At 72.3% G+C, this 26,057-nt stretch carries 22 protein-coding genes; 13 read left to right on the top strand and 9 right to left on the bottom strand.

What is annotated here, in order from left to right:
- Positions 1-183: 183 nt before the first annotated feature.
- A complete protein-coding gene (locus HNR68_RS03110) occupies positions 184-3,621 on the top strand; it encodes an L-tyrosine/L-tryptophan isonitrile synthase family protein (RefSeq protein ID WP_343049901.1) in 3,438 nt (1,145 codons plus the stop codon).
- A 326-nt stretch (positions 3,622-3,947) separates the two neighbouring features.
- On the opposite strand, the gene HNR68_RS03105 is transcribed toward HNR68_RS03110, so the two are convergent.
- Together HNR68_RS03105 and HNR68_RS03100 are read right to left on the bottom strand one after the other, a co-directional pair.
- Positions 3,948-4,286, bottom strand: coding sequence for a hypothetical protein (locus tag HNR68_RS03105; protein WP_179717430.1), 339 nt, complete (start codon positions 4,284-4,286; stop codon positions 3,948-3,950).
- A 13-nt stretch (positions 4,287-4,299) separates the two neighbouring features.
- The gene (locus HNR68_RS03100) at positions 4,300-4,551 is read right to left on the bottom strand and encodes a hypothetical protein (RefSeq protein ID WP_218889816.1); all 252 of its coding nucleotides are present in this window, start codon (positions 4,549-4,551) and stop codon (positions 4,300-4,302) included.
- 217 nt (positions 4,552-4,768) lie between these two features.
- Here HNR68_RS03100 and HNR68_RS03095 point away from each other — a divergent pair, with 217 nt between their 5' ends.
- The 4 genes from HNR68_RS03095 (at position 4,769) to HNR68_RS03080 (ending at position 10,473) form a co-directional block, all read left to right on the top strand.
- Positions 4,769-6,136 (top strand): helix-turn-helix domain-containing protein, encoded by a 1,368-nt coding sequence (locus HNR68_RS03095; RefSeq protein WP_179717428.1) that lies wholly within the window; start codon positions 4,769-4,771, stop codon positions 6,134-6,136.
- 33 nt (positions 6,137-6,169) lie between these two features.
- Complete coding sequence (locus tag HNR68_RS03090) at positions 6,170-7,081, top strand: phosphotransferase enzyme family protein (protein ID WP_380574592.1); 912 nt, start codon at positions 6,170-6,172, stop codon at positions 7,079-7,081.
- 151 nt (positions 7,082-7,232) lie between these two features.
- Complete coding sequence (locus HNR68_RS03085) at positions 7,233-7,523, top strand: hypothetical protein (RefSeq protein ID WP_343049900.1); 291 nt, start codon at positions 7,233-7,235, stop codon at positions 7,521-7,523.
- A gap of 334 nt (positions 7,524-7,857) precedes the next feature.
- Positions 7,858-10,473: an HAD family hydrolase gene (locus HNR68_RS03080; RefSeq protein ID WP_179717424.1), complete on the top strand. Its 2,616-nt coding sequence runs from the start codon at positions 7,858-7,860 to the stop codon at positions 10,471-10,473.
- An 82-nt stretch (positions 10,474-10,555) separates the two neighbouring features.
- On the opposite strand, the gene HNR68_RS03075 is transcribed toward HNR68_RS03080, so the two are convergent.
- The 3 genes from HNR68_RS03075 to HNR68_RS03065 form a co-directional block, all read right to left on the bottom strand.
- On the bottom strand, positions 10,556-11,080 hold the full coding sequence (locus HNR68_RS03075) for a copper resistance protein CopC (RefSeq protein ID WP_179717422.1): 525 nt from the start codon (positions 11,078-11,080) through the stop codon (positions 10,556-10,558).
- Complete coding sequence (locus HNR68_RS03070) at positions 11,077-11,808, bottom strand: YcnI family copper-binding membrane protein (RefSeq protein WP_179717420.1); 732 nt, start codon at positions 11,806-11,808, stop codon at positions 11,077-11,079. Before HNR68_RS03070 ends, HNR68_RS03075 begins: the two co-directional genes overlap by 4 nt.
- A 72-nt stretch (positions 11,809-11,880) precedes the next feature.
- On the bottom strand, positions 11,881-12,321 hold the full coding sequence (locus tag HNR68_RS03065) for a hypothetical protein (protein ID WP_179717418.1): 441 nt from the start codon (positions 12,319-12,321) through the stop codon (positions 11,881-11,883).
- Positions 12,322-12,781: 460 nt separating this feature from the next.
- Here HNR68_RS03065 and HNR68_RS03060 point away from each other — a divergent pair, with 460 nt between their 5' ends.
- From HNR68_RS03060 to HNR68_RS03035, 6 genes are all read left to right on the top strand, one after another.
- Positions 12,782-14,392 carry a BCCT family transporter gene (locus HNR68_RS03060; protein WP_246330611.1) on the top strand — a complete coding sequence of 537 codons (1,611 nt, stop codon included), beginning with the start codon at positions 12,782-12,784 and terminating at the stop codon, positions 14,390-14,392.
- A 298-nt stretch (positions 14,393-14,690) separates the two neighbouring features.
- The gene (locus tag HNR68_RS03055) at positions 14,691-16,331 is read left to right on the top strand and encodes a BCCT family transporter (RefSeq protein ID WP_179717416.1); all 1,641 of its coding nucleotides are present in this window, start codon (positions 14,691-14,693) and stop codon (positions 16,329-16,331) included.
- Positions 16,328-16,975, top strand: coding sequence for an ABC transporter permease subunit (locus HNR68_RS03050; RefSeq protein ID WP_179717413.1), 648 nt, complete (start codon positions 16,328-16,330; stop codon positions 16,973-16,975). The genes HNR68_RS03055 and HNR68_RS03050 overlap by 4 nt, the downstream gene beginning before the upstream one ends.
- A 7-nt stretch (positions 16,976-16,982) precedes the next feature.
- Positions 16,983-18,146 (top strand): ABC transporter ATP-binding protein, encoded by a 1,164-nt coding sequence (locus tag HNR68_RS03045; RefSeq protein WP_179724579.1) that lies wholly within the window; start codon positions 16,983-16,985, stop codon positions 18,144-18,146.
- Positions 18,146-18,913, top strand: coding sequence for an ABC transporter permease (locus tag HNR68_RS03040; protein ID WP_179717411.1), 768 nt, complete (start codon positions 18,146-18,148; stop codon positions 18,911-18,913). Before HNR68_RS03045 ends, HNR68_RS03040 begins: the two co-directional genes overlap by 1 nt.
- Entirely contained in the window at positions 18,910-19,908 is a 999-nt protein-coding gene (locus tag HNR68_RS03035; RefSeq protein WP_179717409.1) for a glycine betaine ABC transporter substrate-binding protein, read from the top strand. The genes HNR68_RS03040 and HNR68_RS03035 overlap by 4 nt, the downstream gene beginning before the upstream one ends.
- A gap of 51 nt (positions 19,909-19,959) precedes the next feature.
- On the opposite strand, the gene HNR68_RS03030 is transcribed toward HNR68_RS03035, so the two are convergent.
- On the bottom strand, positions 19,960-20,544 hold the full coding sequence (locus HNR68_RS03030; RefSeq protein ID WP_343049899.1) for a DUF6474 family protein: 585 nt from the start codon (positions 20,542-20,544) through the stop codon (positions 19,960-19,962).
- Between the two features lie 204 nt (positions 20,545-20,748).
- Between HNR68_RS03030 and HNR68_RS03025 the strand changes: the two genes are divergently transcribed.
- Positions 20,749-22,368 (top strand): TM0106 family RecB-like putative nuclease, encoded by a 1,620-nt coding sequence (locus HNR68_RS03025; protein ID WP_343050445.1) that lies wholly within the window; start codon positions 20,749-20,751, stop codon positions 22,366-22,368.
- 122 nt (positions 22,369-22,490) lie between these two features.
- Here HNR68_RS03025 and HNR68_RS03020 read toward each other — a convergent pair whose 3' ends face one another.
- The 3 genes from HNR68_RS03020 to HNR68_RS03015 all read right to left on the bottom strand — a co-directional run bounded on the left by HNR68_RS03020 (position 22,491) and on the right by HNR68_RS03015 (position 24,541).
- Entirely contained in the window at positions 22,491-23,249 is a 759-nt protein-coding gene (locus HNR68_RS03020) for an SDR family NAD(P)-dependent oxidoreductase (RefSeq protein WP_179717405.1), read from the bottom strand.
- A gap of 104 nt (positions 23,250-23,353) precedes the next feature.
- Complete coding sequence (locus HNR68_RS27085; protein ID WP_281377367.1) at positions 23,354-23,476, bottom strand: hypothetical protein; 123 nt, start codon at positions 23,474-23,476, stop codon at positions 23,354-23,356.
- A 108-nt stretch (positions 23,477-23,584) separates the two neighbouring features.
- On the bottom strand, positions 23,585-24,541 hold the full coding sequence (locus tag HNR68_RS03015) for an aldo/keto reductase (protein ID WP_179717403.1): 957 nt from the start codon (positions 24,539-24,541) through the stop codon (positions 23,585-23,587).
- A 156-nt stretch (positions 24,542-24,697) separates the two neighbouring features.
- Between HNR68_RS03015 and HNR68_RS03010 the strand changes: the two genes are divergently transcribed.
- A complete protein-coding gene (locus HNR68_RS03010; protein ID WP_179717401.1) occupies positions 24,698-25,996 on the top strand; it encodes a nucleotide sugar dehydrogenase in 1,299 nt (432 codons plus the stop codon).
- Positions 25,997-26,057 lie beyond the last annotated feature (61 nt).

Raw genomic sequence — 26,057 nt, 5'->3', positions numbered from 1 at the left:
CCCGCCCTGACCTGCTGATCTGTCCGCGTTACACGAAATGGGTATGCATTGAGTCATGTTGTCAGCGCGCGCTGTCGCTATCTAGGGTGATCGGGTCGTCATTCTCCGTGACAGAAAGGTCATCGTGGGTTACTGCGCGGCTGCCTCTCACATTCCCGTCGTCGGACGTGCTGTGCTTGTCGGGTGGACTGCGACCTGGGGGAGCGCGAGGACCTGCACCGCCCCTGCCGCGGGTACCCGTGCCTGCTCCGCTGTCCTGCGCGCGACAAGCACCGCGACATCGTGAGCGCGTGGTCGACGGCGGAACTGGCCGCCCGCCCCGCCCCGCGGAGCGCGACCGGAGCCGAGGAGGCCCCGGCGCTCCGGCGACCGCTCACCACCGCCGCGGCGAACGCCGTGCTGGCCGACGGCGGCTACGGCTTGCGCGTCGAGGAGACCGCGACCGGTGAGCTCCGGCTCGCCGGCGTCGGCAGCGGGGTCCCGCTCGGGGCCGGACCGGAGTGGGCCGACCTGTACCGCGCGCTGGTCCGGCTGCGCCGCACCCGGCAGGTCTTCGACGCGCACTGGCTGCACCGGTTGACCCGGTCCCTGTCGGGCGCGCCGGGCCCGGAGCGCTGCACCCGGGTCCCGGTGGACCGGGTCGAGCTGCTGCGCGGCGCCGACCCCGAGCTCACCGACGACCTGCTGACCGCGGTGTCCGACCCCGACCTCGCCGTGCCGCTGCCGGTCGAGCAGCTCAGCGTCCCCGAGCGGGAGCGCACCGTGCAGCTGCGGGCGGTGGGCTCGCGCGAGCGGGCGCAGCGGCAGCTCCGCTCCTGGGAACGGTTCGCCGCGGTCGTGGCGGACGACCCCCACCTGCGGATGCACTGTGCGACGCAGCCGGTCCCGGGCGCCGTGGTGGACACCGGCACCGGCGCGGCGGCGCTGTTCCGCCTCGCCGAACCGGCGCCCGCGCACCCCTCGCACCCCGGCGGCACCATCGCCGTCCCGCTGTCCGCCCTGCTGCGGCCGGGCCCCGGCGGGGCGCCGGAGCTGCTCCGCGTGGTGCTGGACAACCGCTTCGCGTGGCGGCAGGACGAGCTCGACCACTTCCTGGAGCACTTCGTCCGCCCGCTGCTGCGGACCTTCCGGGTGGCGTTGGACGTGCACCGGATCGGCCTGTTCGCGCTGGACGAGACCGGGGTGGCCGTCGAGCTGTCCCCGGAGCTGCAGGCCACCGGGCGGATCGTGATCACCGACCAGGAGCGGGTGGTCTGGGACCCCAGCCGCGCCGAGGTGGCCTCCGGGGTCCGCGCGCTGGTCGGCACGCTGGACCGGCTCAGCACCGGGTTCTCCGAGCTCAGCGGCGGTCGCCGGGCCGGCCAGGTGCGGCACGCAGTGGACCGGGTGATCGCCGAGGAGCTGCGCTACCTCGACCCGGGGACCGCGGAGCTGCTCTCCGGCGAGCAGCCGCTGCGGTGCTACGCGCACACCGTGCCGGAGGAGCAGGACGCGGTGCTGCGGTCGGTGCTCGACGAGGTCCAGCAGCGCACCCGCCGGCGCCGCTGGGAGCCGGACCTCCCGGAGCCCGCGGTCGCCATCGACGTGGACCTGTGCGGGCTCGTCCCGCTCCAGCGGGTCCTCGACGCCGCCCGCGCGATCTCCGGACCGCGGCCGGGCGCGCCGGAGGGCGTCCTCGAGCTCGCCAGCGCCGGGACGCTCCCGGTGCTGCCCACCCCGGCCCCGTCGACCTGGGACGACTTCGTCGCGCAGAGCGGGCTGGGCGAGCGCTACCCGGCGGTGGACTGGGCCGCGGTGCGCGCCGACTTCGTCCGCGCGTTCCTCGCGCGCCCGCGCGAGCGGCTGCGCACCGACACCGTCAACGCCGGGCTGGCCCGGTTCGTCTGGGACGTGCAGGACGCCGGCGGCCGCGTGGTGTTCTACACCCGGCGCAGGGAGCGGTTCCGCGAGCAGACCGAGGAGGTCCTGGCCGCGGCCGGGATCGCCGAGGTGACGCTGTGCTGCCTGTCCGGCGGTGGTCCGGCGGGCACCGCGGTGGCGGCCGCGGAGCTGCGCGAGCTCGGTCGGCTCGACGTGGTCGCGGTCTTCGACGACGAGGGCGCCAACCGGGACGCGGTCCGCGCGGAGTTCCCCGGCGCGCGGCCGGTCGCGGTGCGCATCCCCGGGTTCGCCGCCGAGCGCGGCGAGGACGACGTGATCGCCACCTTCGAGACCCGCCCGCGTTCCGACGAGCGCATCGGCCCGCGGCTGTCCAACACGCACTCCCTGGAGGAGCTGCAGATCGGCGCGCTGCGCAAGAACCGCCTGGCGCAGCGCTGGGCCGTGCACCTCACCGCCGAGGAGACCCGCGACATCATCGACGCGGTGCTCGCCGACGCCGACCGCGCGGCCGAGCGCACCGGGCGCAGCGCCGCGGCCAAGTTCGGCGTCGACGGGACGGCGGACTGCGACCGGGTCCTGGCCGCGGTGCACCACGTGCTGACCCGCAAGCAGTTCTTCAAGGGGGCCCGGTCCCACTACCAGGTCGCCGACCTCAAGGCGGACGTCGAACCGCTGGTGCGGCGCGGCGAACCGATCGAGGTGGTGCTGCTCGGCTTCCCGGTCAAGCAGTGCCTGAACCGGCTCAAGGCCAGCGGTCCGCTGCCCGACCTCGCCGAGTTCGGCGCGATGGCGCGCCTGCGCGAGATGCAGCGGGCCATCCGCGAGGTGCACCCGCCGGGACTGCACTTCAACATCCTCACCGACGGGCGGCACTTCCGGAGCCGCCCGGCCGCGATCACCGACGCCTACCAGCGGAAGCTGCGCGAGTACGCGGACCTGGCGGGCATCGGCGACCGCACGCTGGTCGAGGACGTCGACGTGGTGGCCGAGCAGCGGCTCGGCCCGGGACTGGCCGCGCAGCGGGAGGCCCGGATCGCCAAGTACCGGCGGTTGCTCGGGGAAGCGTTGCGGGACTTCGACATCACCGACAACCCGCTGCGCACCCTGGAGCGGGTGCACCGGTGGACCGCCAGCGCCGAGGAGTTCGCGCCGCACGTCATCGGGCTGTTCCGCGAGATCCTGATGTCGATGGTGTACTCCGTGCCGGTCGCGGTGCCGACGGGCGTGGACCGGCTGGAGTGGTCCACCGCGATCTACGCCGACGTCTACAACCTCAGCGGCCCGACGGTGTCCGCCGAGGTGCGCCAGGCGCGGCGCGCGGTGCTGCGCCGGGCGTGGCACACCGTCCTCCGCTACATGGCGACCATGCAGGTGGACGAGGAGTTCGGCTACGAGCAGATGTTCCCGAACCGGGTCCGGCTGACGCTGAGCGCGGTGCGCAAGGGCGCGCTGGGCTTCACCTACCTCGGCGGTTCGGGACTGCTGCCGTGGCAGGGCACCGGCGTGCTGGACCCGCGCGGGCACGTGGCGGTGGACTTCGCCATCTCGTTGCTGGACCAGGGTTTCGTCCCGGTCTACTCACCGCTGCTCGGCCCGCGGCAGCCGTGGGCGATGGTGCCGGCGGACCGCGCGCACCCGGCGGAGGGCCCGGCCGTGCCCGCGCCCCGCGGCACGACCGCGCAGCCGGGACTGCGTCTGGACCCGGAGTTCGCCGCGCGGGCCCGGCTCCGGCGGAAGTGAGCCGTTCCCCAGGTACCGGAAAGGGCCCTGGCTGCTCGGTCGGGGATACGAGCGCCCAGGGCCCCTCCACCTTCGCTCCGGGCCCGTCCGGGGTCACGGGCTGACGGAGCAGTTGGAGTCCGCGGACCGGCACCGGTCGGGGGAGGGGAGTGCGTCAGCACCAGCCCGCGGAAGTCTTGTCCACTGTGGAGTTTTCTGGTGGCGGCCGGTGCGCGCTGGCCGCGGTCGGGGAAACGCGACCAGCTGCCCATCGGCCGCCACCTGGCGGTTGCTCGGTCGTGTCCGGGGTCGGGGAGTGTTGCTGTCCGGGACCGAGTCCGCCGGCCTTACGGCACCGGCGCCACCGGGCGCAGTGCGTGCGCCGGGCGCAGGTGCCGGGCGGGACGGGGAGCCAGGGCGCCGGAGACCAAGTGCTCGTGGGCCGAGCGCCACACCGAACACGGTGCTTTCTGCGGCCGCCAGCGGCTCGAGCACTCGGGGCAGTTGCCCTTCTCGTCGGCTTCGTGCGCGGTGAGCAGGGCGCGCCACCCCTCGGTGAGCCGGGGCAGCTCAGAACGCGCCACGGAGAGCAGGGAGGTGGCGTCCGCCCGGTCCGCGAGCTCGCTCAGCATGTCGAGCCGCTCGCGCACCGCGTCGCGCAGCACCTGCCCCAGTGTCTCGTCCACTGAAACGTCACCGTCACTTTCTCGCCTGCATCGCGGCATCCCGCAACGCTGTCGACAACTGGCGCACGCCCACGGTGGAGAGCACCGCGGCGTGGCCGGGCGGTCCGACGAGCTCAACCTCATCCCGGTTGACCAGCACGGCCAGGGTGCGGCGGGAGTTCGCCAGGTCGCGGCAGTCGACCTGCCACCACCGCCGACGGGCGGCGGATGCCGGGAACGACTCGGCCGTCCGGCCGATCCCGCGTTCCCGCACCTGCTCGTCCACGTCGCATCCCGTCCGTGCTCGGTTGCTTGCTGGTGACTAGATTGGTCCGTGCCGACCGGGTTCGCCTAGCCGTTGGGCGGTGACCGGACCAATGGCGACGACGAACGGTCGGCGGACTTCAGCGCAACCGATCACCTCTACCGAAACGCACTTCACCGGGTTGCCGCAGTGCCCTTACTCTGCGACCAACGCCCGTGCAGAGCGTCAGGGGGTCTAAATGAACATCATCGGTTCTAGCGGCTCTCCCGTTACACCCGACGTGTGGAACGATCGGGAGATGCGGGATGCCCTGGCCCGGCGGGACGTCAGCGAGATCTACAAGCAGCTGCGCCGACGTGGTGTCTCGCAACGCCAGATCGCGGCCTCCACGGGCCAGTCGCAATCCGAGGTGTCCGAGATCCTCAAGGGTCGGCAGGTCATGGCTTACGACGTGCTGGCCAGGATCGCCGACGGGCTGGGCATTCCGCGGGGCTACATGGGCCTCGCGTACGACGGGGCGACCGCGATGCGGGTCGCTGGTGCGACCAACGCCCTCGACGCTGAGGAGGACGAATCGGTGAAGCGGCGGAAATTCCTGTCCCACGCCGCCCAGGTGACCATGGGTGCCGCGGTGTTCGGGGAAGCCAGCAGCTGGCTTCCCGCGAGCGCGGCGACACCCGCCCCGGCCCGGATCGGCATGACCGACGTGCAGCAGATCCAGGCCGCCACCAAGGCATTGCGCGACCTCGACTACCGCTACGGCGGCGGCACCTGCCGGGACGCCGTGGTGGCGCAGCTGTCCTGGGCCCAGCAGCTGCTCGACGCGACCTCCACCGACGTCGTGCGCAGGCAGCTGTTCGTGGCGCTGGCGGACATGCACAGCCTGGCCGGCTGGACGTCGTTCGACGTCGGGTTGCTCGACCCGGCGCGCGGCCACTTCGGCAAGGCGCTGGAGTTCGCCAAGCAGGCCGAGGACCACGGGCTGCTGGCCAGCGTGCTGTACCGGATGGGCCGGGTGTACCTGCACCACCAGGAGCCCAACGAGGCGCTGAAGCTGTTCCAGCTGGGGCAGATCGCGGCGCAGGAGTCCGGTTCGGCGTTGACCGTCGCGGTGCTGTGCGCGAACGAGGCCTGGGCCTACGGCATGCTCAACAAGCCCGACCAGGTGCAGAAGATGGTCGGACGCACCAAGGACGAGTTCGCCCGGGCGCAGTCCAGCGAGGCGCCGGACTGGGTGCGGTTCTTCAACGAGAACGACCTGCACGGCATGATCGGGTCCGCGCACGACGCCCTCGCCGTGTTCGACCCGAAGAAGCACGCGCCGATCGCGGTGGCCGAGACCATCAAGTGCAACGAGGCCTACGGCGCGGACATGCAGCGCACGCACGTCTTCGGGCTCAGCTTGCAGGCCACCAACCACTTCCGGGACGGCGACATCCGGGAGGGCATCAAGGTCGGGCGCCGGGCCCTCCAGCACGGTGAGCGGGTCAAGTCCGCCCGGGTCGCCGACCGGCTCAAGCCCTTGGAACTGGAAGCAGCCAAGCACCGCGCCAACTCAGACGCCCGCGACCTGCACGAAGAGGTCCGGAAGTTCCGGCAGGCCTGACGGTCGTGCGGATCAGGTGCGGTCCGAGAAACCATGAACATGCAGACATACCAGGTGGAGCAAGGTCAGCGAGTCCCGCCTGAGCTGGGCTCGGCGCTGACCGAGATCTGCGCCTCCGTCGGCCTGGACCCGCGGGGTGCGCGACTCATCCGATTCATCAACAACGGAGTCTTCCTGCTGCGCGACGACCCGGTCATCGTCCGCGTGGTGCTGTCCCCGTCGTTCGGCTACCGCGCGTTCAACGCCGTCGAGGCGGCGCGCTGGCTGGCCGTGCACGGGGTGCCGGCGGTGCGGTTGCTGCCCGGTTTCGAGCAGCCGGTCCAGGTGGGCGAGCACCTGGCGACGCTGTGGCGGTACGTGCCGGAGCTGGGACCGGTCCCGAGCGGTGGTGACCTCGGTGGACTGCTGCGGCTGATGCACTCGAAGCCGCTGTCACCGACCTTCCTGGACTGGCAGCCGATGGCCGACATCCGGCGCCGGTTGGCCGACGCGGTGGACATCGACCCGGCGGACCGGTACTTCCTCGAGCAGCGCTGCGACCACATCGAGGAGCGGTTGGCCGAGCTGCGGTTCCCGTTGCCGCAGTGCGTGATCCACGCGGACGCGCACCTGGGCAACGTGATCGGCGGTCCGGACGGTCCGTTGCTGTGCGACCTGGACTCGGTGTGCATCGGCCCGCCGGAGTGGGACCTGACGCCGCTCGCGGTCGGGCGGCTGCGGATGGGGCAACCGTCGGCCTGGTACGACGACCTGGCGGCCGCGTACGGGTTCGACGTGACGACGTGGGAAGGCTTCCCGGTGCTGCGCGAGCTGCGCGAGCTGAAGATCACCACCGGGGTGCTGCCGATCGTGCGCAGCAACCCGGGGCTGCGCGAGCAGCTGCACCGTCGGCTGCGCACGATGCGCGACGGCGATCTGGCTGCGCAGTGGGCGCCGTACAGCTGAGAGACGTACACCCATTTGGGCGATCTTCAGCCGATCGCCCGCATCTTTTGGTCATTCTTGGTGACGACGCTGACCCAAAGGGGTAAACCATACGAGCGAGTCAATGCCGCAACGGTGCAACCGAGATGGGTCGTCGATGATGGCGGAGTCCGTGTTCAGAAGCTTCCTCCCGCGCTGGCGACGGAAGCGCGCGCTGCGCTCCGCGCAGGTCCTCGACGACGTGGTCAACTCCCAGGTGGCGCACCTGCCGCTCATGCCGGCCGACCTCCGGCGGCGGCACGCCGACCACCTCGCCGAGCTCGTGCTGCTCGCGCAGGCCTACCGGCACTACGCGAAGGGCTGGATCTCCCGCCGGGAGCTCGAGCGGCGCAGCAGCGCCGCACTACCCCGTCTGGAGGAATCCGGCGGCCTCGGTTCGGTGCAACTCACCGACGCCGAATGACCGCTCGGCGAACCGCGCGTCATCGTTGACGCGCCGCTGCCTCTGGGGCACGACCACCCTCCTCTTGCTGCGCGTTCGACGACCGGCACCGGACGTTTCGGTCGGACCGAACTGCGCGTTCCCGCCGGTGGTGGCCGGTCCCCCCACCGATGAGGACGGTCCGCCGCGTCCGCTCGTCGACAGCGGGGCGTGGACGGTGCTCGTCGGACGGTCCGCACCCGCGGTCCGGCGGTGATGACGGTGGTCCTCTCCCGTTGCACCGGTCGGCACAGACGCTGAGACCCGCTCGTACGGCAGCGAATCCCGTCACCGGTTCCGTGATTGGGAGTTGGTCTTGCGCACTCCGGTAGACGTGCAGCGGAGCCGCGCCGACGTGCGGGACGTGCTGGGCGACGACGAACTGCTGCGGTTGTACTGCGTCCCCGCGCCACGGTGCGCGCTGGCCCTGGATGAGCTGGTGGGCGAGGGCGCGCCGGACCCCGTGCTGGCGCTCAAGCGGCTCGTCGCCGACCCGCCGGGCGGCTGGGGGCCGCGGGACCGCCTGGTGGAGTTCCTCGTCCGCCCACTGGTGATCACCTACCGCGGGCTGCTGGCCGCGGGGTTCTCCCCGGCGGGCGAGGTGGGGCTGGAGCTCGACGCGGAACGCTCGGCCACCGGGCGGGTCGTGGTCGAGGACCTCCAGCCGGCCGAGGACGTGGCGGCGGCGATCACCGCGCTGGACGGGAGCCTGGACAGGCTGGCCGCCGTCGCGGCCGAGGTCATCGGCGAGGAGCCGGAGCGGATCCGCGCCGCCTTCACCGAGGTCCTCGCGCAGGAGCTGCGCAACCTGTCCCCGGAGACCGCCGCCGCCCTGGCCGGCGACCACCCGTGGCGCGGGCTCCTAAACGTGGTCGGGGCGGAGCAGCACGAGGTGCTGCGCCAGGTGGTCCGGCTGGTCCGGGAGCGCAGCGCGCGGTGCCGCCGGGACAGCGGGCTGCCACGCCCGCTGGTCGCGGTGGACCTCGACTTCTGCGCCGTCCACCCGGTGCAGCGGGTCCGCGAGGCGCTGCGGCGGGTCGGCGAGGAGCACGGCATCGCCGAGTTCCTCGATCCGTCGCGGCTGGTCGTGCTGCCCGGCCTGTACCCGGAGGGCTGGCTGCCGTTCGTGGTCCGCAACGGACTGCGGGACAACTACCCCGAGCTGGACTGGCCCTCCCTGCACGGCGAGTACCGCCGGAGCATCCCCTGGCACGCGGAGGCGTTGCTGACCGACACCCTCGCCCCGGGCGTCGCGCGGTACGTCCGGGAGCTCGAGCAGGCGGGTGCGCGGGTGGTCTGGTTGACCGGGCGCCGCGAGCGGGTGCGCGCCGCCACCGAGGAGTTCCTGGCCGGGTGCGGTCTCGCGGACCTGGACCTGCGCACGTCGGTCCCCGGCGGCGGGAGCATCGCGGAGCAGAAGGTCGCGGCGTTGCGGCAGTTCCACGGGTACGAGCTCGTCGCCGCGTTCGACGACTCGGTCGGCAACCGCGAGGCACTCCGGGAGGCGTTCCCCGGCGCGGTGGTGATCGCCGTCCACTCCCGACAGTTCACATCGGACATGAGCGGGGGCGGCATCGCCACGTTCGAGTCGCTGCCGAACCCGGTCCCGCTCGGCCGGGGGCACGCGCGCGGGGCGCAGCTGTCGCACACCACCTCGCTCAGCGGGTTGCGGGTCGGGGAGCTGAGCACCCGCCCGACGGTCTGGGGCCACGGGGCGGAGCTGACCGCCGCGGAGCAGGAGCGGATCGTCGAGTGCCTGGTGTCGACCGCGGTGGCCCACGGCCGGCAGCTCGGCCGCGAGGTCGCTGCCGCCTCCGGCGGGGTGCGCGCGGTGTGGCAGGTGCTCACCGCGAAACCCTTCGGCGCCTCGCGGACGGCGTACCCGCTGGAGGCAGCCGAGCGCGACCTGCGCGGTGCGGTCGAGGCCGGGGAACCGCTCCGGTTCGTCGTGGTGGGGCCGTCGCTGAAGCAGGACGGTTCCCGGCTCAAGGCGCTCGGCGGCCTGCCCGACCTGGCCGAGCTGGCGATGCTGGCCCGGGTGCGGCAGCTGGACGAGGCGGTCCGGCAGGTGCACCCGCCGGGGGTGGAGGTCCGGGCGCTCACCGACGCCAGCCACTTCCGGACCCGGGACCCGGGGCGGTGCCACACCTACCACGACGAGTTCGCGCGCCAGGTGGCCGCGGCCGGAGTGGCGGACGTGGTGGTGGTCGAGGACTTCGACGCCGCGGCCGACGCGCACCCGGAGTGCGGGGACCGCAGCCAACGCCCGGAGCTGCTGCTGGCGCACCGCGTGCGGTACGAGCGGGCGTTCGCCGGGCTCGACATCGGTCGTGATCCGCGCGCGGCGCTGGCCGGAGCGGCCGCCCGCGACCCGGGCGCGCCCGGGCAGCCGCGGTTCGCGGAGCTGTTCCGGTCGGTCCTGCACGCGGTGGACGTGCCGTGCCCCGGCGGTGACCCGCTCGCCTGGTCGCAGCGCGTCTACGCGGACCCCTTCGACCTGACCGACCGCGAGGTCCCGGTCGAGGTCCGCCGCGCGCGCCGCGACCTGCTCCGCGCGGCCTGGGACGAGACCATCACGTACCTGGCGAACAAGCACGTGGACGCCGACCTCGGCTACGAGGTGCTGTGGCGGGACGCGGTGCGGATGAGCCTGTCGATCCGCCCGGCACCGGGCAGGCTCCGCTTCGTCCCCCTCGGCGGTTCGGGCGTGATGCCGTGGCACGGCACGGCCGCCCTCAACACGCAGCGGGAGGTGGCGGTGGACTACGCGATCTCCCTGGTGGACCAGGGGTTCCGCCCGCTCTACGCGCCGGGCACCCCGACCCGCCGGGGCGTCCGGCAGCCCTGGCTCATGGTCCCGCCCGACTGCCTGGACGGCTCCGGCCGCCCCACCGAGGACCTCTTCACCCGCATCCGCCTCCGCACCCGCTGACCCCGGGGCAGGACGAGGTGGAGGGCCCCTCCCGCCAACCCGGTTGGCGGCAGGGGCCCTCCACGCTTCACCTGATCGGTGATCAGGACTTGGGCCTGCCGAGGCGGAGGGCCAGGACGAGGCCGAGGACCACCACGACCACCGCCCCGACGACCCACGGCCAGACCGGCATGCCGCCGGAGGAGTCCTGTTCCGCCTGGTCCGCCTCCTGCGGAGCCGGGGCCGGGGTGCCGTTGCCGGGCTGGGTCAGGGTGAAGGTGACCTTGCCCGGCACCGGGTGGCCGTCGTTGGACAGCACCCGGTAGCCGATCGTGTAGGTGCCCGCCGGGCCCAGCTCGCGGACCGGGGCGACCACCGCGTTGCCCTCGACCCGGACCTCGCCGTCGGTCCAGTACGTGCCGTCCGGGCCCACCACGGTGACCGTGTTGTACCCCTCGCCGGCCCGCACCGGCTGGTCGAAGGTCAGCCGGACCTCGCGCGGCCCGGTCGCCAGCTGCGCGCCCTCCGCCGGGTCGCTGCCGACCAGCGTGTTGTGCGCGAGCGCGGGTCCCGCGCCGCCGAGCAGCGCGGCCACGGCCAGCGCGGCCACCGCGATCAACCGCTTCACGACGCGTCCTTCCCGCGGGCCCCGCGGCTGCGCGCCAGGGCTCCCGCTCCGATCCCGACGCCCAGCGCGCCGACGAGCAGCCCGGAGCCGCCGAGCCAGCGTGCGGTGTCGTCCGCGGACCCGGCCGCCTCGGCGTGCTCCTGCTCCGGTGCCGGGGCGCTGCCGTGCGAGTGCCCGCCCTCGGTGTTCTCGACCAGCTCCAGCGTCGGCGCCGGGTGCTCCGGCTCCTCGCCGTCCGGCGGGGTCGGGGCGTCCCAGTTGACGACCTCGCCGTTGTCGTAGGTCTGCGTGGTGGGCATGACCAGTTCGTCGGTGTTGTCCGGCAGCGTCCCGAGGGTGGCCTCGAACTCGGCGAACTCGTCCGGCCCGATCCGGCTGCCGGGTTGCGCGGTCCACGTGATGCTGCGGACCGCTTCGGTCACCTCGGTGCCGGCCACCTGGACCGGGGCGATCCGCACCTTCTCGACCTGCGCGGTCCAGCCGGGCACCGGCTTGGTGCGCACCGAGCTCAGCGGGTACTGCTCGGGGAAGGTGACCTTGACCTGCACGGTCGAGGCGTTGGGGCGTTCGTTGGGCACCCGGAAGGCGATCTTGGCGTGGCCGCCCTGGGGCGCCTGCTCCGGCTGCGCGGTCACGTGCGCGGACGCGGGCGTGGCGGCGAGCACCGCGGTGATCCCGCAGGCGGCGGTGAGCGCCGCGGCGCGGGCCACGAATCGATGTGTCGACATCCTGCTGTGAGATCTCCAGATTTCGGCCGAAACGGATTCGGCGGGTGGGAAGAAATGACAGATCGACAACGATCAGACGGCATTTGCCGACTGATCAAGGAATGGAGATCCCGGGGGTCCGCGAAGGGCGTGGACCCGCGCGTGGAGGAAGTGCGCCAGGACGCGCACCGTGTCCGCGGGGATGCAGACCGCGCGCTCCGTGACCACGCTGGGTAGTGGCCGCAGGCGCCGGGGCAGGATCGATCGGAGCAGCCTGGCGACTACGAAGAGTGCGTGCTCCGCTCGGGCGAGCAGCAGCCCCGTGAGCAGCACCACACCGAGGTGACCCAGGGTCATCGACAGCGGCGAGTACGGCATGCCGAGGGCGTCCGGACCGGCCTGATGACCCGCCACGAGCTGCAGAAACGCGTGAAGTGACAGCTGACTGGCGCCCAGTGCCCCTAGAATGCCCCACGACCCGCGCTTGCGATCAGCGAGTGCCACACCAGCGCCGGCCAGGAGGATGGTGATCACAACGGTCGAACCCGGATCGGGTAACGGACCACCCGCGGCCACGTGAGATGCTACGGAGAGTGATGCCGAGGTCGTGGCCAGAGCCGCGCCGCGCAGGACGCGGAGTGCGCCCTGCGTAGGTGCGAGACCGGTAGCCACGGCGCCCCAGTCTAGGTGTCGGTTCGGCCACGCTGACCGCGGACGAGCTTGCCTTGTTCACCCGATTGGGTCACGGTTTATCGGGTTGCAGGCGTTCCGAGCACGGTTGCGCGCACTGGCGGGCGCTGAATCGGACGTCGTGACTGACGACGGAGAGGAGGGGGCGTCGCCGAAAAAGCCGACGCCGAAACCTGTGTCGACCGAAACAGAACGAAGTGGTGACTCCGCCAAGGGGAACCATACGAGTGAGCTGTCTGCGCACACCGAGTTCCTGGGCAAACCGCGCACGGACTGGGTCGTGTTCGGCGTCACCGCGCTCATCATGTTCGTGGTGGTCGCGTGGGGTGCTGTCGGCACCGATTCGCTCAGCACCGCCTCGAAGGCCGCGCTGGACTGGCTGCTGACCAACACGGGCTGGGGCTTCGTCCTCGCCGCGACCGGTTTCGTCGTCTTCGCCCTCTTCCTGGCCTTCAGCAAGTACGGTCGCATCCCCCTCGGCAAGGACGGCGAGGAGCCGGAGTTCCGCACGGTCTCCTGGATCGCCATGATGTTCAGCGCCGGAATGGGCATCGGCCTGATGTTCTTCGGCGTCAGCGAGCCGCTGAGCCACTTCGTCTCCCCGCCGCCGGGGACGGTGCCGCCGGAGAGCGAGGCGGCCGTCGAGACGGCGATGGCGACGTCGCTGTTCCACTGGACGCTGCACCCGTGGGCGATCTACGCGGTCGCCGGTCTGGCCATCGCCTACAGCAGCTTCCGCCGCGGCCGCAGCCAGCTGATCAGCGGCGTGTTCCGCCCGCTCATCGGCAAGCGCAACGCCGAGGGCCCGATCGGCAAGCTGATCGACATCCTCGCGCTGTTCGCGACGCTGTTCGGCTCCGCGGCCTCGCTGGGCATCGGCACCCTGCAGATCAGCGCCGGCATGAAGGCCGCGGGGTGGATCGGCGAGGTCTCGTCGCCGCTGCTGGTGATCATCATCGCGGTGCTGACGGTGTGCTTCATCGCCTCCGCGGTGTCGGGCGTGGCCAAGGGCATCCAGTGGCTGTCCAACATCAACATGGTGCTGGCGGCGCTGCTGGCGGTCTTCGTGTTCGTCGTCGGCCCGACGGTGTTCATCCTGGACCTGCTGCCCACCTCCATCGGCGCCTACCTCAGCGAGTTCGGCGCGATGTCCTCGCGGGCCGGGGCCACCGGTGGCGCGGAGATGCAGGAGTGGCTGGCCGGCTGGACGATCTTCTACTGGGCGTGGTGGATCTCCTGGACGCCGTTCGTCGGCATGTTCATCGCCCGGATCAGCCGCGGCCGCACCATCCGCCAGTTCGTCGGCGGCGTGCTGCTGGTGCCCAGCGTGGTGAGCCTGGTCTGGTTCGCCATCTACGGCGGTGCCTCGATCGACAGCCAGAAGGCCGGCAACGGTGTCTACGGCGACGGCACGCCCGAGGCGCAGACGTTCGCGGTCCTGGAGCACCTGCCGCTGACGCTGATCACCTCGGTGCTGGTGATGGTCCTGGTGGCGATCTTCTTCGTCTCCGGTGCCGACGCCGCGTCGGTGGTGATGGGCACGCTCTCCCAGCGCGGCTCCATCGAGCCGAGCCGCTGGGTGGTCATCTTCTGGGGTGCCGCGACCGGTGCGGTGGCCGCGATCATGCTGGTCATCGGGACCGCGGGCGGTGACGCCGAGAAGGCGCTGGAGGGCATCCAGAACCTGACGTTCATCGGTGCGCTGCCGTTCGCCATCGTCATGGTGCTCATGTGCGTGGCGCTGCTGAAGGACCTGCGCAACGACCCGATGACATTGCGCGACGCCAAGGGCGCCGAGGTCCTCGAGCAGGCCGTCATCACCGGCACCGAGGAGCACGAGGGCGAGTTCCAGCTGGTCACCACCCCCGTCGAGAAGGACGAGAAGACCTCTGGGACCGGGGCCGGGGATCAGTGACGGGTCATCCTGGCCGAAGCGTTCGCGCGCCCGGCCGCCACGGCGGCCGGGCGCGCACTGCGTGCACCCCTGGAGCTCACACGCTGTCTCCGGCGGGGGTGGCGGAACTGCACGGGGCGCCCGTGATCGGTCCCGGGACCTGGTCCACCCAGGTCCTCCGGAACCGGCCGGGCGCGACCGACTCCCGAAAGGAGGAGGCGCCGTTCGCTCGGCGCCGGATCTTGTGTCGACCGAAGTACTAGAACGAGCAGACAGAACGGACGAGACGGGCGCCAAGCTCGTCGACCAGCCCGGTCGCATGGACTGGGTGGTCTTCGGCATCTCCGCGGTCGCCGCGGTGGCGTTCATCGCGTGGGGCGTGCTCGGCTCCGAGTCGTTGCAGTCCTTCGCCAGCACGGCCCTCGAGGTGCTGGTGCGCGACGGCGGGTGGGTGTTCGTGCTCGCCGGCACCGCCTTCGTGATCTTCGCGCTGTGGTTGGCGTTCAGCAAGTACGGGCGGATCCCGCTCGGTGAGGACGACGAGAAGCCGGAGTTCCGGACCTCGTCGTGGATCGCCATGATGTTCGCCGCGGGGATGGGCATCGGCCTGATGTTCTACGGCGTCTCCGAGCCGGTCACCCACTTCACCAGCCCGCCCCCGGGCAGCGTGGAGGCCGGCTCGGACGCCGCGGTCGGGACCGCGATGGCGACGTCGCTGTTCCACTGGACGCTGCACCCGTGGGCGATCTACTCGGTGGTCGGCCTGGCCATCGCCTACGCCAGCTACCGGCGCGGCCGCAAGCAGCTGATCAGCTCGGCGTTCGTGCCGTTCTTCGGCAAGCGGGCGTCCGAGAGCGCGCCGGGCCGCGTCATCGACGCGCTCGCGGTGTTCGCGACCGTGTTCGGCACCGCCGCGTCGCTGGGCATCGGCGCGACCCAGATCGCGGCCGGTCTCACCCAGGTCGGCTGGGTCGACTCGATCGGCAACATGCTGCTCGTCGGCATCATCACGGTGCTCATCATCGCGTTCGTGATCTCCGCCGTCTCGGGCGTCTCCAAGGGCATCCAGTACCTGTCGAACAGCAACATGGTGCTGGCGCTGCTGCTGGCGGTCTTCCTGTTCTTCGTCGGGCCGACCGTGTTCATCCTGGACGTCATCCCGCTGTCGGTGGGCTCCTACCTCGCCGACTTCGGCGCGATGATCTCCCGCACCGGGGCGGTCGGCGGCGAGGAGATGGAGTCCTGGCTGTCCAGCTGGACGATCTTCTACTGGGCGTGGTGGATCTCCTGGGCCCCCTTCGTCGGCATGTTCATCGCGCGCATCAGCCGCGGCCGCACCATCCGCCAGTTCATCGGCGGCGTGCTGCTGGTGCCCAGCGTGATCAGCCTCGTCTGGTTCGCCATCCTGGGCGGCACCGCGCTGTCGCAGGAGCGCGGTGGGGCCGGTCTGACCGAGCTCGGCGGCGCCGAGGACCAGCTGTTCCAGGTGTTCCGCAACCTGCCGCTGACCGGGGTGGCCAGCGTGCTGGCCATGCTGCTGATCATCAACTTCTTCGTCACCAGCGCCGACTCGGCGTCGGTCGTGCTCGGCTCGATGTCGCAGCGCGGCAGCGCCCGGCCCAACAAGTTCGTCGTGGTGTTCTGGGGTCTGGTGATCGGCGGCGTCGCCATCGTCATGCTGCTGACCGGCGGCGAGGACGCCCTGAGCGGGCTGAACAACACCACGATCATCGCGGCCTCGCCGTTCGTGGTCGTGGTGCTGGCGATGTGCATGGCACTGGTCAAGGACCTGCGCAGCGACCCGATGATGCTGCGCGACGCCAAGGGTGCCGAGGTGCTCGAGCAGGCCGTCATCGTCGGCACCGAGGAGCACGACGGCAACTTCCAGCTGGTCACCACTCCGGTGGAGCCTGCCGAGGAGCCGGAGAGCACCTCGACGAACGGGAAGAGTGACGAGTGAACTTCCTGGACTTCATCGCATCCAGGTGGCAGTCGCTGCTGGTCGACTCCTACCAGCACGCCAGCATGGTGCTGCAGTGCATCGTGCTGGCCACGATCGTCGGCGTCCTGGTCGGGATCGCGGTCTACCGCAGTCCCGCCGGGGCGGCCATCGCCACCGCCCTGTCCAGCGCGATCCTGACGGTCCCGTCGTTCGCGCTGTTCGGCCTGCTCATCCCCGTGCTGGGGCTGGGCGTGGCGCCGTCGGTGCTGACGCTCGTGCTGTACGCGCTGCTGCCGATCGTGCGCAACACCATCGTCGGGCTGTCTACAGTCGATCAACCGATCTTGGACGCGGCCCGCGGCATCGGCATGAGCCGGCTCGGCGTGCTCACGCGCGTCGAACTGCGGCTGGCCTGGCCCGCGATCCTCGCGGGCATGCGGGTGAGCACCCAGATGCTGATGGGCATCGCCGCCATCGCCGCCTACGCGAAGGGGCCCGGCCTGGGCAACCTGATCTTCAGCGGGCTCGGCCAGCTCGGCGGGGCGAACGCGCTGAACATGGCCATCGCCGGCACGGTCGGCGTGATCGTCCTGGCGCTGTTGCTGGACGCCGTCTTCGTGCTGATCGGGCGGTTGACGACTTCGAGAGGTATCCGTGGCTGACGACAAGATGACCCCGACCAGCGGGCACGGCGTGGAGATCTGCCTGGAGGAGGTCTCCAAGCGCTACCCCGGCCAGAAGCTGCCCGCCGTCGAGTCGGTGACGATGACCATCCCCGCCGGGGAGACGGTGGTGCTGGTCGGGCCGTCCGGCAGCGGCAAGACCACCACGATGCGGATGATCAACCGGTTGATCGAACCGACCTCCGGCAAGATCACCATCGGTGGGCAGGACGTGCTGGGCCTGGACCCGGACAAGCTGCGCCGCGAGATCGGCTACTCGATCCAGCAGGCCGGCCTGTTCCCGCACATGACCGTCGGCGAGAACGTCGGCATGGTGCCCAGCCTGGTCGGCTGGGACAAGAAGCGGATCAGCGAGCGCGTCGACGAGATGCTCGACCTGGTCAACCTGGACCCGGCGATCTACCGCGACCGCTACCCGCGGCAGCTCTCCGGCGGCCAGCAGCAGCGCGTCGGCGTGGCGCGGGCGCTGGCGGCCAACCCTCCGGTGCTGCTCATGGACGAGCCGTTCGGCGCGGTCGACCCGATCACCCGCGGCGTGCTGCAGGACGAGCTCATGCGCCTGCAGGCCGACCTGGGCAAGACGATCGTGTTCGTCACCCACGACTTCGACGAGGCGGTCAAGCTCGGCGACCGGATCGCGGTGCTGGGCGAGCGCTCCAAGATCCTGCAGTACGACACGCCGGACGCGATCCTGGCCAACCCGGCGGACGACACCGTGGCCGGGTTCGTCGGCGCCGGGGCCGCGCTCAAGCAGCTGACCCTGCGGCGCGTCCGCGAGATCGAGGTCGGCCAGGTGCCGACCGCCCAGGTGGACGAGCCGCCGTCGGTGCTCAAGGAGAAGCTGGGCACCCGCCGCGGCGCCATCGGCCTGGTGCTCGACAAGCGCAACCGGCCGCTGCGCTGGGCCACCGCCCGCGAGGCCGGTGCGGTGTCGTCGCTGGAGCGGGCCGGCCGCCCGGTCGAGGACAGCGTCTCGTCGGCCTCCACGCTGCAGGACGCGCTCGAGGCGATCCTCACCGACGACGACGGCGTCGCGGTCGTCGTCGGCTCGCGCGGCGAGTACGTGGGCGTGGTCGACATCGACACGGTGATGAACACCATCAAGGCGCTCCGCGAGGAGCACGCCGACGAGCCGTCCGAGGACGCGTGATGAGCAGCCAGTTCGCTTCGGATTCCGGGTCCCGCACCGCGGAGCGGTTGCGCCTGCTGGCGCAGCCGGTCGCGGTGGTGGTGCTGGTCGGCGCGGTGCTGGGCTGGGCGTTCAGCCAGGACAACGACGAGGTCACCCAGCGCAGCATCAACGCGCCGTTCATCCTCAGCCTCACCTGGACGCACTTCCTGATGAGCTTCGCGGTGGCGCTGATCGTGATCCTGGTGGCGGTCCCGCTGGGCGTGCTGCTCAGCCGCCCGTGGGCGCGCGGCGCCGCCCCGGTGGTCATCGCCATCGCCAACGTCGGCCAGGCCGCCCCCGCGGTCGGCCTGCTGGTGCTGTTCTTCCTGGTCACCGGGGGCGCCACCGGGTTCTGGATCGCGGTGCTGCCGATCGCCTTCTACGCCCTGCTGCCGGTGCTGCGCAACACCATCGTGGGCCTGCAGCAGGTGGACCGGTCGCTGATCGACGCCGGTCGCGGCATCGGCATGTCCAGCACCGGGGTGCTGCTGCGCATCGAGCTGCCGCTGGCGGTGCCCTACGTCCTGGCCGGCCTGCGGACCGCGCTGGTGCTGGCCGTGGGCACCGCGACCCTGGCGCTGTTCGTCGGCGCCGGCGGCCTCGGCGAGATGATCGACACCGGCTACAAGCTCAACGACTGGACGGTCATGATCGTCGGCTCGGTGCTGGCCATGGCGCTGGCGCTGCTGGTCGACTGGCTGGGCGCGCTGGCCGAGACCTACCTGTCGCCGAGGGGGTTGCGATGAAGCTGCGAACGTCGCGCCGCGGCGCGCTCAAGATGGCCTCGCTGGCGGTGGCCGGGGTGCTGGTCTCCGGCTGCGGGTTGAGCTCCGGCAGCGCGGTGCCGCTGGAGGTGGGCCCCGGCTCCATCCAGCCGGTCCCGGAGCTGGAGGGCGTGACCATCACGGTCGGGGCGAAGAACTTCACCGAGCAGGCGGTGCTCGGCTACATCGCCGAGTTCACCCTCGCCGCGGCCGGGGCGGACGTGCGGGACATGACCAACATCGTCGGCTCGTCCACCGCCCGCCGCGCGCTGCAGAGCGGCCAGATCGACGTGCTGTGGGACTACACCGGCACGTCCTGGATCAGCTACAACGGCAACAACGACCCGATCCCGGACGCCCGCGCCCAGTACGAGGCGGTCAAGCAGCAGGACCTGGAGCGCAACGGCGTCGCCTGGACCGCGATCGACTACCAGGTGGACAACACCTACGCGTTCGCGGTCAACCAGGACGCGGCCGAGCGCCTGGGCGTGGAGAAGCTGTCGGACATCCCGCGGGTCGTGGCCGAGCACCCGGCGGAGGCCACGTTCTGCGTGGACACCGAGTTCGCCAACCGCAACGACGGCCTGCCCGGCGTGGAGCAGGAGTACGGGTTCACCGCGGACCGGTCCAAGGTGAAGACGCTGACCGAGGGCAGCATCTACCAGGCGACCGCGAACGGCACCTGCACCTTCGGCGAGGTGTTCACCACCGACGGGCGCATCGAGGCGCTGGACCTCGAGGTGCTGCAGGACGACAAGCTGTTCTTCCCGCGCTACAACGTCGGGGTCACCACCCGCGACGAGCTGCTCCAGCGCTACCCGCAGATCACGTCGGTCTTCGAGCAGGTCTCGAAGGTGCTGACCAACGACGAGCTGATGCGGATGAACGCCCAGGTCGACGTGGACGGCCGGGACCCGGCCGACGTGGCCCGCGACTGGATGGCCGAGAAGGGGCTCGTGACGATCCCCGGCACGTGACGTGCGGGGACGCGCGGCGGTGCCCTGCGGGGGCCGCCGCGCGTCCGCGTGTCAGCGCCGGGGCGCGACGCCGAAGCGGGTGAGCAGGTCGTCCTCGATGCGGCCCAGCTCCTCGTCCACCGCGCGGTGCGCGGACCGGCGGCGCTGCGCGGGCATCCGCTCCGCCGCCCGCACCGCGGTCGTCAGCTGCTGCAGCCGTGCGCCCGTGCGCTCCGCGTACTGCTCCGCGGCCAGCCGCGACTCCTCGTCGCCCGCCTGGCTGCGCAGCGCGTCCAGCGCGTCGGCGTCGCCGGCGATGCGCGCGTGCAGCGCGGCGCCGTGGCCGGTGAAGGTGCCCAGGTCGTCGACCGGGATCCCGAGGCGGCGGGCCCGCACCCGGTCGTAGCTCTCGCGGGCGGCCGACACCGCGCGGACCACGAACGGCAGCAGCACCGGGCCGAGGACCTTGGTCACGCCGACCACCCGCTTGGCGTTGCCGGGCGTGATCCGCCCGTGCTCGCCCTTCTTGATGGCCTTGGCGGCCCGCTTGTCCGCCTTCTTCGCCGCCTTGTCGGCCTTGCTCACCCCGGCCGCCCGGCGGGGCCGGGCCGGGACCCGCTTCGCGGTGGTCCTGCACCGGCTCGTGCGCTTCCTCACCGAACCGTCACCTCCCTGTCCGGGTGCGGATCACCCTAAGAGCCCACCCGCGCCCTGTCAGATCGATCTGAGCTGGGCCGGTGCCGCCTTTCGCTGGATCGAGTGACTCCGGACGGCCACCGCGGCGACACGCTGGCACCGCTCGGACGTGGGGTGATGGCCGCACCTGTCACCGCGACCGAATACGCTTCACCCGTGAAGAAGGTGCTGCTCGACGCGAGCGTGGTGACGCGTTGTCGTCGACGCGTGCACCTGGAGAACGACCCCTCGGCGCCGGACCAGCCGCCGGGTGCGCTGGACCTGGGCGTCGAGCAGCGCATCGCCGACGCCGCCGAGCACCGGCGGGCCGTCGCCAAGGAGCTCGGCCGGCTGCACGGCGCCGACTGGACCGACGTCCCGCACGGCCCGGCGCGCGACCGCGCGGAGCGCACGCTGGCCGCGATGCGGGCCGGCACCCGCTACATCTCGAACGCCCAGCTGCCGTCCGACGAGGCCGGCGGCCGGCGCGGCACGGTCGACCTGCTGGTGCGCAGCGGCGACGGGTACGTGCCGGTGCTGGTGGTGCGGCACAAGGTCACCGACCCCGGCCGCGGGGCGCGGGTGTCGCCGCTGGAGCGCCCGGACCCGGGAGCGGCCTCGATCGACACCGCCCGCAAGGTCCGGCCGCAGCCCCGCGACCAGCTCCGGCTGGCCCACGCGGTCCGGCTGCTGCAGGCCTGCGGGATGGGCGCGGCCGCGAACCTGGGCGGCGTCATCGGCGTGGAAGCCGACGTGGTGGTCTGGCACGACCTCGCCGCGCCGAACTGGCCGGGTGGCCGCACCGCGCTGACCGAGTACGAGGCCCGGTTCGCCGACCGGCTGTCGGTGGCCACCGCGGCCGCCGCGGGCGCCGAACCGCTCGCGCAGCCCTCCCGGATCACCGAGTGCCGGACCTGCCCGTGGTGGCCGGTCTGCGAGCAGCAGCTGCGCGAGCGGCGCGACGTCAGCCTGGTGGTGCGCGGCGAGGACGCCACGGTGCTGCGCAGCCGCGGGGTGGCCACCGTGGACGAGCTGGCCGCGGTGCCGCTGGAGCAGGCCGAGGAGCTGGCGCTGAGCGGCGTCAGCGGCACCGACGCGATCCTGCTCGCCAAGGCGTGGCTGCGGGACCTGCCGCTGGTCCGGCGGGTCCGCGAGCTGTCGGTGCCGCGGGCGGACGTGGAAGTCGACGTGGACATGGAGAGCTACGCCGACGCGGGCGCCTACCTGTGGGGCTGCTGGTTGTCCGGGGCCGACGTCGGCGAGGAGCCCGGCTACCGGGCGTTCGTCAGCTGGGAGCCGCTGCCGTCCGACGACGAGGGGCGGTCCTTCGCCGAGTTCTGGACCTGGTTCAGCTCGGTCCGCCGGCGGGCCTACGAGCGCGGTCTGAGCTTCCGCGCCTACTGCTACAACGAGCTGGCGGAGAACCGCTGGATGCTGGCCTCCGCGCAGCGCTTCGCGGGCAAGCCCGGGGTGCCGACGGTGGCCGAGGTGCGCGAGTTCATCCGCTCCGCGGAGTGGGTCGACCTGTTCACCTCGGTGCGCGAGCAGTTCCTGTGCCCGAACGGCAAGGGGCTGAAGGTGATCGCGCCGAGCGCCGGGTTCGGCTGGCGGGACGCCGAGGCCAGCGGCGAGAACTCGATGCGCTGGTACCGCGACGCGGTGGGTCTGGGCGGCGGGACGCCGGTGCTGTCCCAGCGCGACCGGATCCTGCGCTACAACGAGGACGACGTCCGGGCCACCTGGACGATCCGCCGCTGGATGACCACCGACGCGGTGCACGACGTCCCCTACGCCGGGGACCTCTGACCCGCCCCTGGTCGCGACTTCCCTGGAGTGGGACGCCTGGTCCCGGTGGGGACCGCTCCGGGACCGGGACACCCGGCTGCGGGGGAGCGCCCCAGGCGACGCCCGGGGCGCTCCCTCCCGGCTCAGCGGGGCGCCATGCGCAGCGCGCCGTCCATGCGGATGACCTCGCCGTTGAGGTAGTCGTGCTCGACGATGTCGAGCGCGAGCTGGGCGTAGTCGTCCGGGCTGCCGAGGCGCTTCGGGAACGGCACGCTGTCGGCCAGGCCCTGGCGGTACTCCTCGCTCACGGTGGCCAGCATCGGGGTGTCCACGATGCCGGGCGCGATGGTCATCACCCGGATCCCGGAGGAGGCCAGGTCGCGGGCCGCGGGCAGCGTCAGGCTCGCCACGCCGCCCTTGGACGCGGCGTAGGCGGCCTGGCCGATCTGCCCGTCGTACGCCGCCACCGACGCGGTGTTGATCACCACGCCGCGCTGCCCCTGCTGGTCGGGCTCGGTCTCGCGGATCGCCGCCGCGGCCAGCCGCAGCACGTTGAAGGTGCCGACCAGGTTCACCTCGATGACCTTGCGGAACAGGTCGTAGTCGTGCGCGCCCTGCCTGCCGACGATCCGGGCCGACGGGCCGATGCCCGCGCAGTTGACCACGATCCGCAGCGGGTTCCCGGCGCCCGCCGCCTGCTCGACCGCGGTCTGCACCTGCTCAGCGTCGGTGACGTCGGCGGCCGCGTAGGTGACGCCGTCGACGACCGGCGCCTTGCCCACGGCGTCCGGCAGGTCCACCGCGAACACCTGGGCACCGCGCGCGGCGAGCGCTCGGGCGGTGGCCGCGCCAAGGCCGGAAGCCCCGCCGGTGACGATCGCCGCGGTGTCGGTGATCTGCATCTGCTCGTTCCTTTGCGTCCGTTGCTGCTACCCGGGCATGTCTAACACCCGGGAACGGCCGTGCCCAGCATCGGACGCGGAACGGGCAGGTGGCGGGACGTCGGTCAGCGATGGCGGCGCACCTCCTCGGCGGAGGGGCCTCCCGCCAGCGCCAGCAACCCCACCAGGGGCAGCGCGGCCAGCAGCGCGAGGCCGATGAACAGTGCGGCGAACCCGATGAGATCCATGCGACGAGGGTGGTCCCCGCACCGCTCCCGCCGCGTCTGCCAGCAGGGCAGACCTGCGGTCCGTCCGAGCGATACGCCCGATCACCGACCGTGATCAGGATCACCCCGTCACAGCGGCGGGCAGATGCTGTTGAGGACGTCCAGGTCCTCCTGGGTCGGGCGCCACTGACCGGCGACCGCGTTCGCCTGCACCTGCTCCGGCGTGGTCGCCCCGGTGATCACCGAGCCGACCACCGGCTGCGCGGCCAGCCAGCCCACCGCGACCGACGTCATCGGGATCCCGCGCTGCTCGGCGAAGGCCCGGAGCTGCTCGATGCGCTCCCACGGCGCGTCCACGAGCACCTGGTCGCGGCCCGCCAGCCGGCTGCCCGCCGGCGGTTCCTGGTCCTTGCGGTACTTGCCGGTGAGCAGCCCGTTGGCCAGCGGGAAGTAGGGGATCAGGCCGAGCCCGAACCGCTTGCAGGCCGGGATGATCTCGCGCTCGGCCTCCCGCGCCAGCAGCGAGTAGTGGTTCTGCGTGGACACCGGCCCGGTGAGCCCGGCCGTGGACGCCAGCCACGAGGCGTCGGCGAGCTGCCAACCGGCCAGGTTGCAGTGCCCGACGTAGCGGACCTTGCCCTCGCGGACCAGGTCGTCGAGCACCGACAGGGTCTCCTCCAGCGGCGTCAGGTGGTCCGGCCGGTGCAGCTGGTACAGGTCGATCCAGTCGGTGCCGAGGCGGCGCAGCGAGGACTCCACCGCGCGGCGCACGTAGCGGCGCGAGGCGCGCGCGGAGAAGTCCGGGCCGTTGCTGCCCTGCATGTCCATGCCGAACTTCGTCGCGATGATCGCGTGCTCGCGGCGGCCGGACAGCGCCTGCCCGAGCAGCTCCTCGCTGCGTCCCCGCGGGGAGCCGTACACGTCGGCGACGTCGAAGAAGGTGATGCCCGCGTCGAGCGCGGCGTCCACCACGGCCCGCGCACCCGCGAGCGTTTCGGTCGCCGTTCCCGGTCGGCCCAGGTTGTTGCACCCGAGGCCGACCGCGCTGACCACCAGACCTGATTCGCCGAGGCGTCGCTGTTCCACGACCGAGACCCTAGACGGCTGATCACCGGCGCGTCACTCCCGACGTACGGCACGTGAACGTTCGCCGAAACCGGTTCCCCTCGCCGGGTGATGTGCCAGGATGCGGACGGGGGGTCGGCGGCCGTGAGGCCGCACGCGCGAAGGGGTGTGGGGACTGTGTTCGCCCGTCGGATCGTCGTCGTCGGGACCGGCTACGTGGGGCTGACGACTGGGGCGTGCCTGGCGTCGTTGGGCCACCGGGTGGTGTGCAGCGACGTCAACGCGGAGAAGGTCGCGGAGCTCTCCCGCGGCGAGGTCCGGATCCACGAGCCCGGCCTGGCCGAGCTGGTGCAGGAGGGCATCGCGGCCGGCCGGCTGGAGTTCGTGGTGGGGTCCGCGGACGCGGTCGCCGACGCCGAGGTGGTCTTCCTGTGCGTGCCGACGCCCATGGGGTCCGGCGGCGGGGCCGACCTGGCGGCGGTGGAGTCGGTGGCCCGCGAGGTGCGCGAGGTGCTGCCGTCCGGCTGCGTGCTGGTCACCAAGTCGACGGTGCCGGTGGGCACCGCGGCGCGGCTGCGGGAGCTGGTCGACCGCCCCGACGTGGCGGTGGTGAGCAACCCGGAGTTCCTGCGCGAGGGCTCCGCGGTGCACGACTTCCTCAACCCGGACCGGATCGTGGTCGGCTCCGACACCCAGGACGCCGCGGAGCGGGTGGCGGCGCTGTACGCGCGGCTGGGCGCGCCGACGGTGCTCACCGACGCGGCCAGCGCGGAGATGGTGAAGTACGCGGCGAACTGCTTCCTGGCCACCAAGCTGTCCTACGTCAACGCGATCGCCGAGCTGTGCGAGCGGCTGGGCGCCGACATCGCCGACGTCACCGAGGGGATGGGCTACGACCGCCGCATCGGGCAGGCGTTCCTGCAGCCGGGCCCCGGGTGGGGCGGGTCGTGCCTGCCGAAGGACACCGCGGCGCTGCTGCGGGTGGCGGAGGCCGTGGACTTCGACTTCCCGCTGCTGCAGGCCACCATCTCGGCCAACGCGCGGCAGCGGGAGCGCATGGTGGCCAAGGTCGAACAGGCCTGCGGCGGCGTGCTCGACGGCGCCCGCATCGGGCTGCTGGGCCTGACGTTCAAGGCGGGCACCGACGACCTGCGCGACTCGCCCGCCGTGGAGGTGGCGCGGCTGCTGGCCGCGCGCGGCGCGGAGCTGGTGGCCTTCGACCCCGGGTTGCGCGGCGGGGCCGCGGCGCTGCCCCCGGAGGTGACGCTGGTCGACGACCCGTACCAGGCGGCGAAGGGCGCTGCGGCGCTGGTGCTGCTCACCGAGTGGCAGGAGTTCCGCACGCTGGACTGGAACCGGGTGGCGCAGGAGCTCGACGGCCCGGTGGTGGTCGACACCCGCAACCACCTGGATCCGGACGTGCTGCGTCGGGCGGGCCTGCGCTGGCGCGGCGTCGGGCGCACCCCGGTGGGCTGACGTCTGCGCTGGTCAGGGGCTGCGGCTCAGGTCACCTATCGCTCGAACGGGTGATGTGACC

The organism is Saccharopolyspora hordei, from assembly GCF_013410345.1.
In the GTDB taxonomy this organism is placed as follows: Bacteria; Actinomycetota; Actinomycetes; order Mycobacteriales; family Pseudonocardiaceae; genus Saccharopolyspora; species Saccharopolyspora hordei.
The sequence above is the reverse complement of the archived record's forward strand: the minus strand, read 5'-3'. Positions and strand labels throughout refer to the sequence as shown.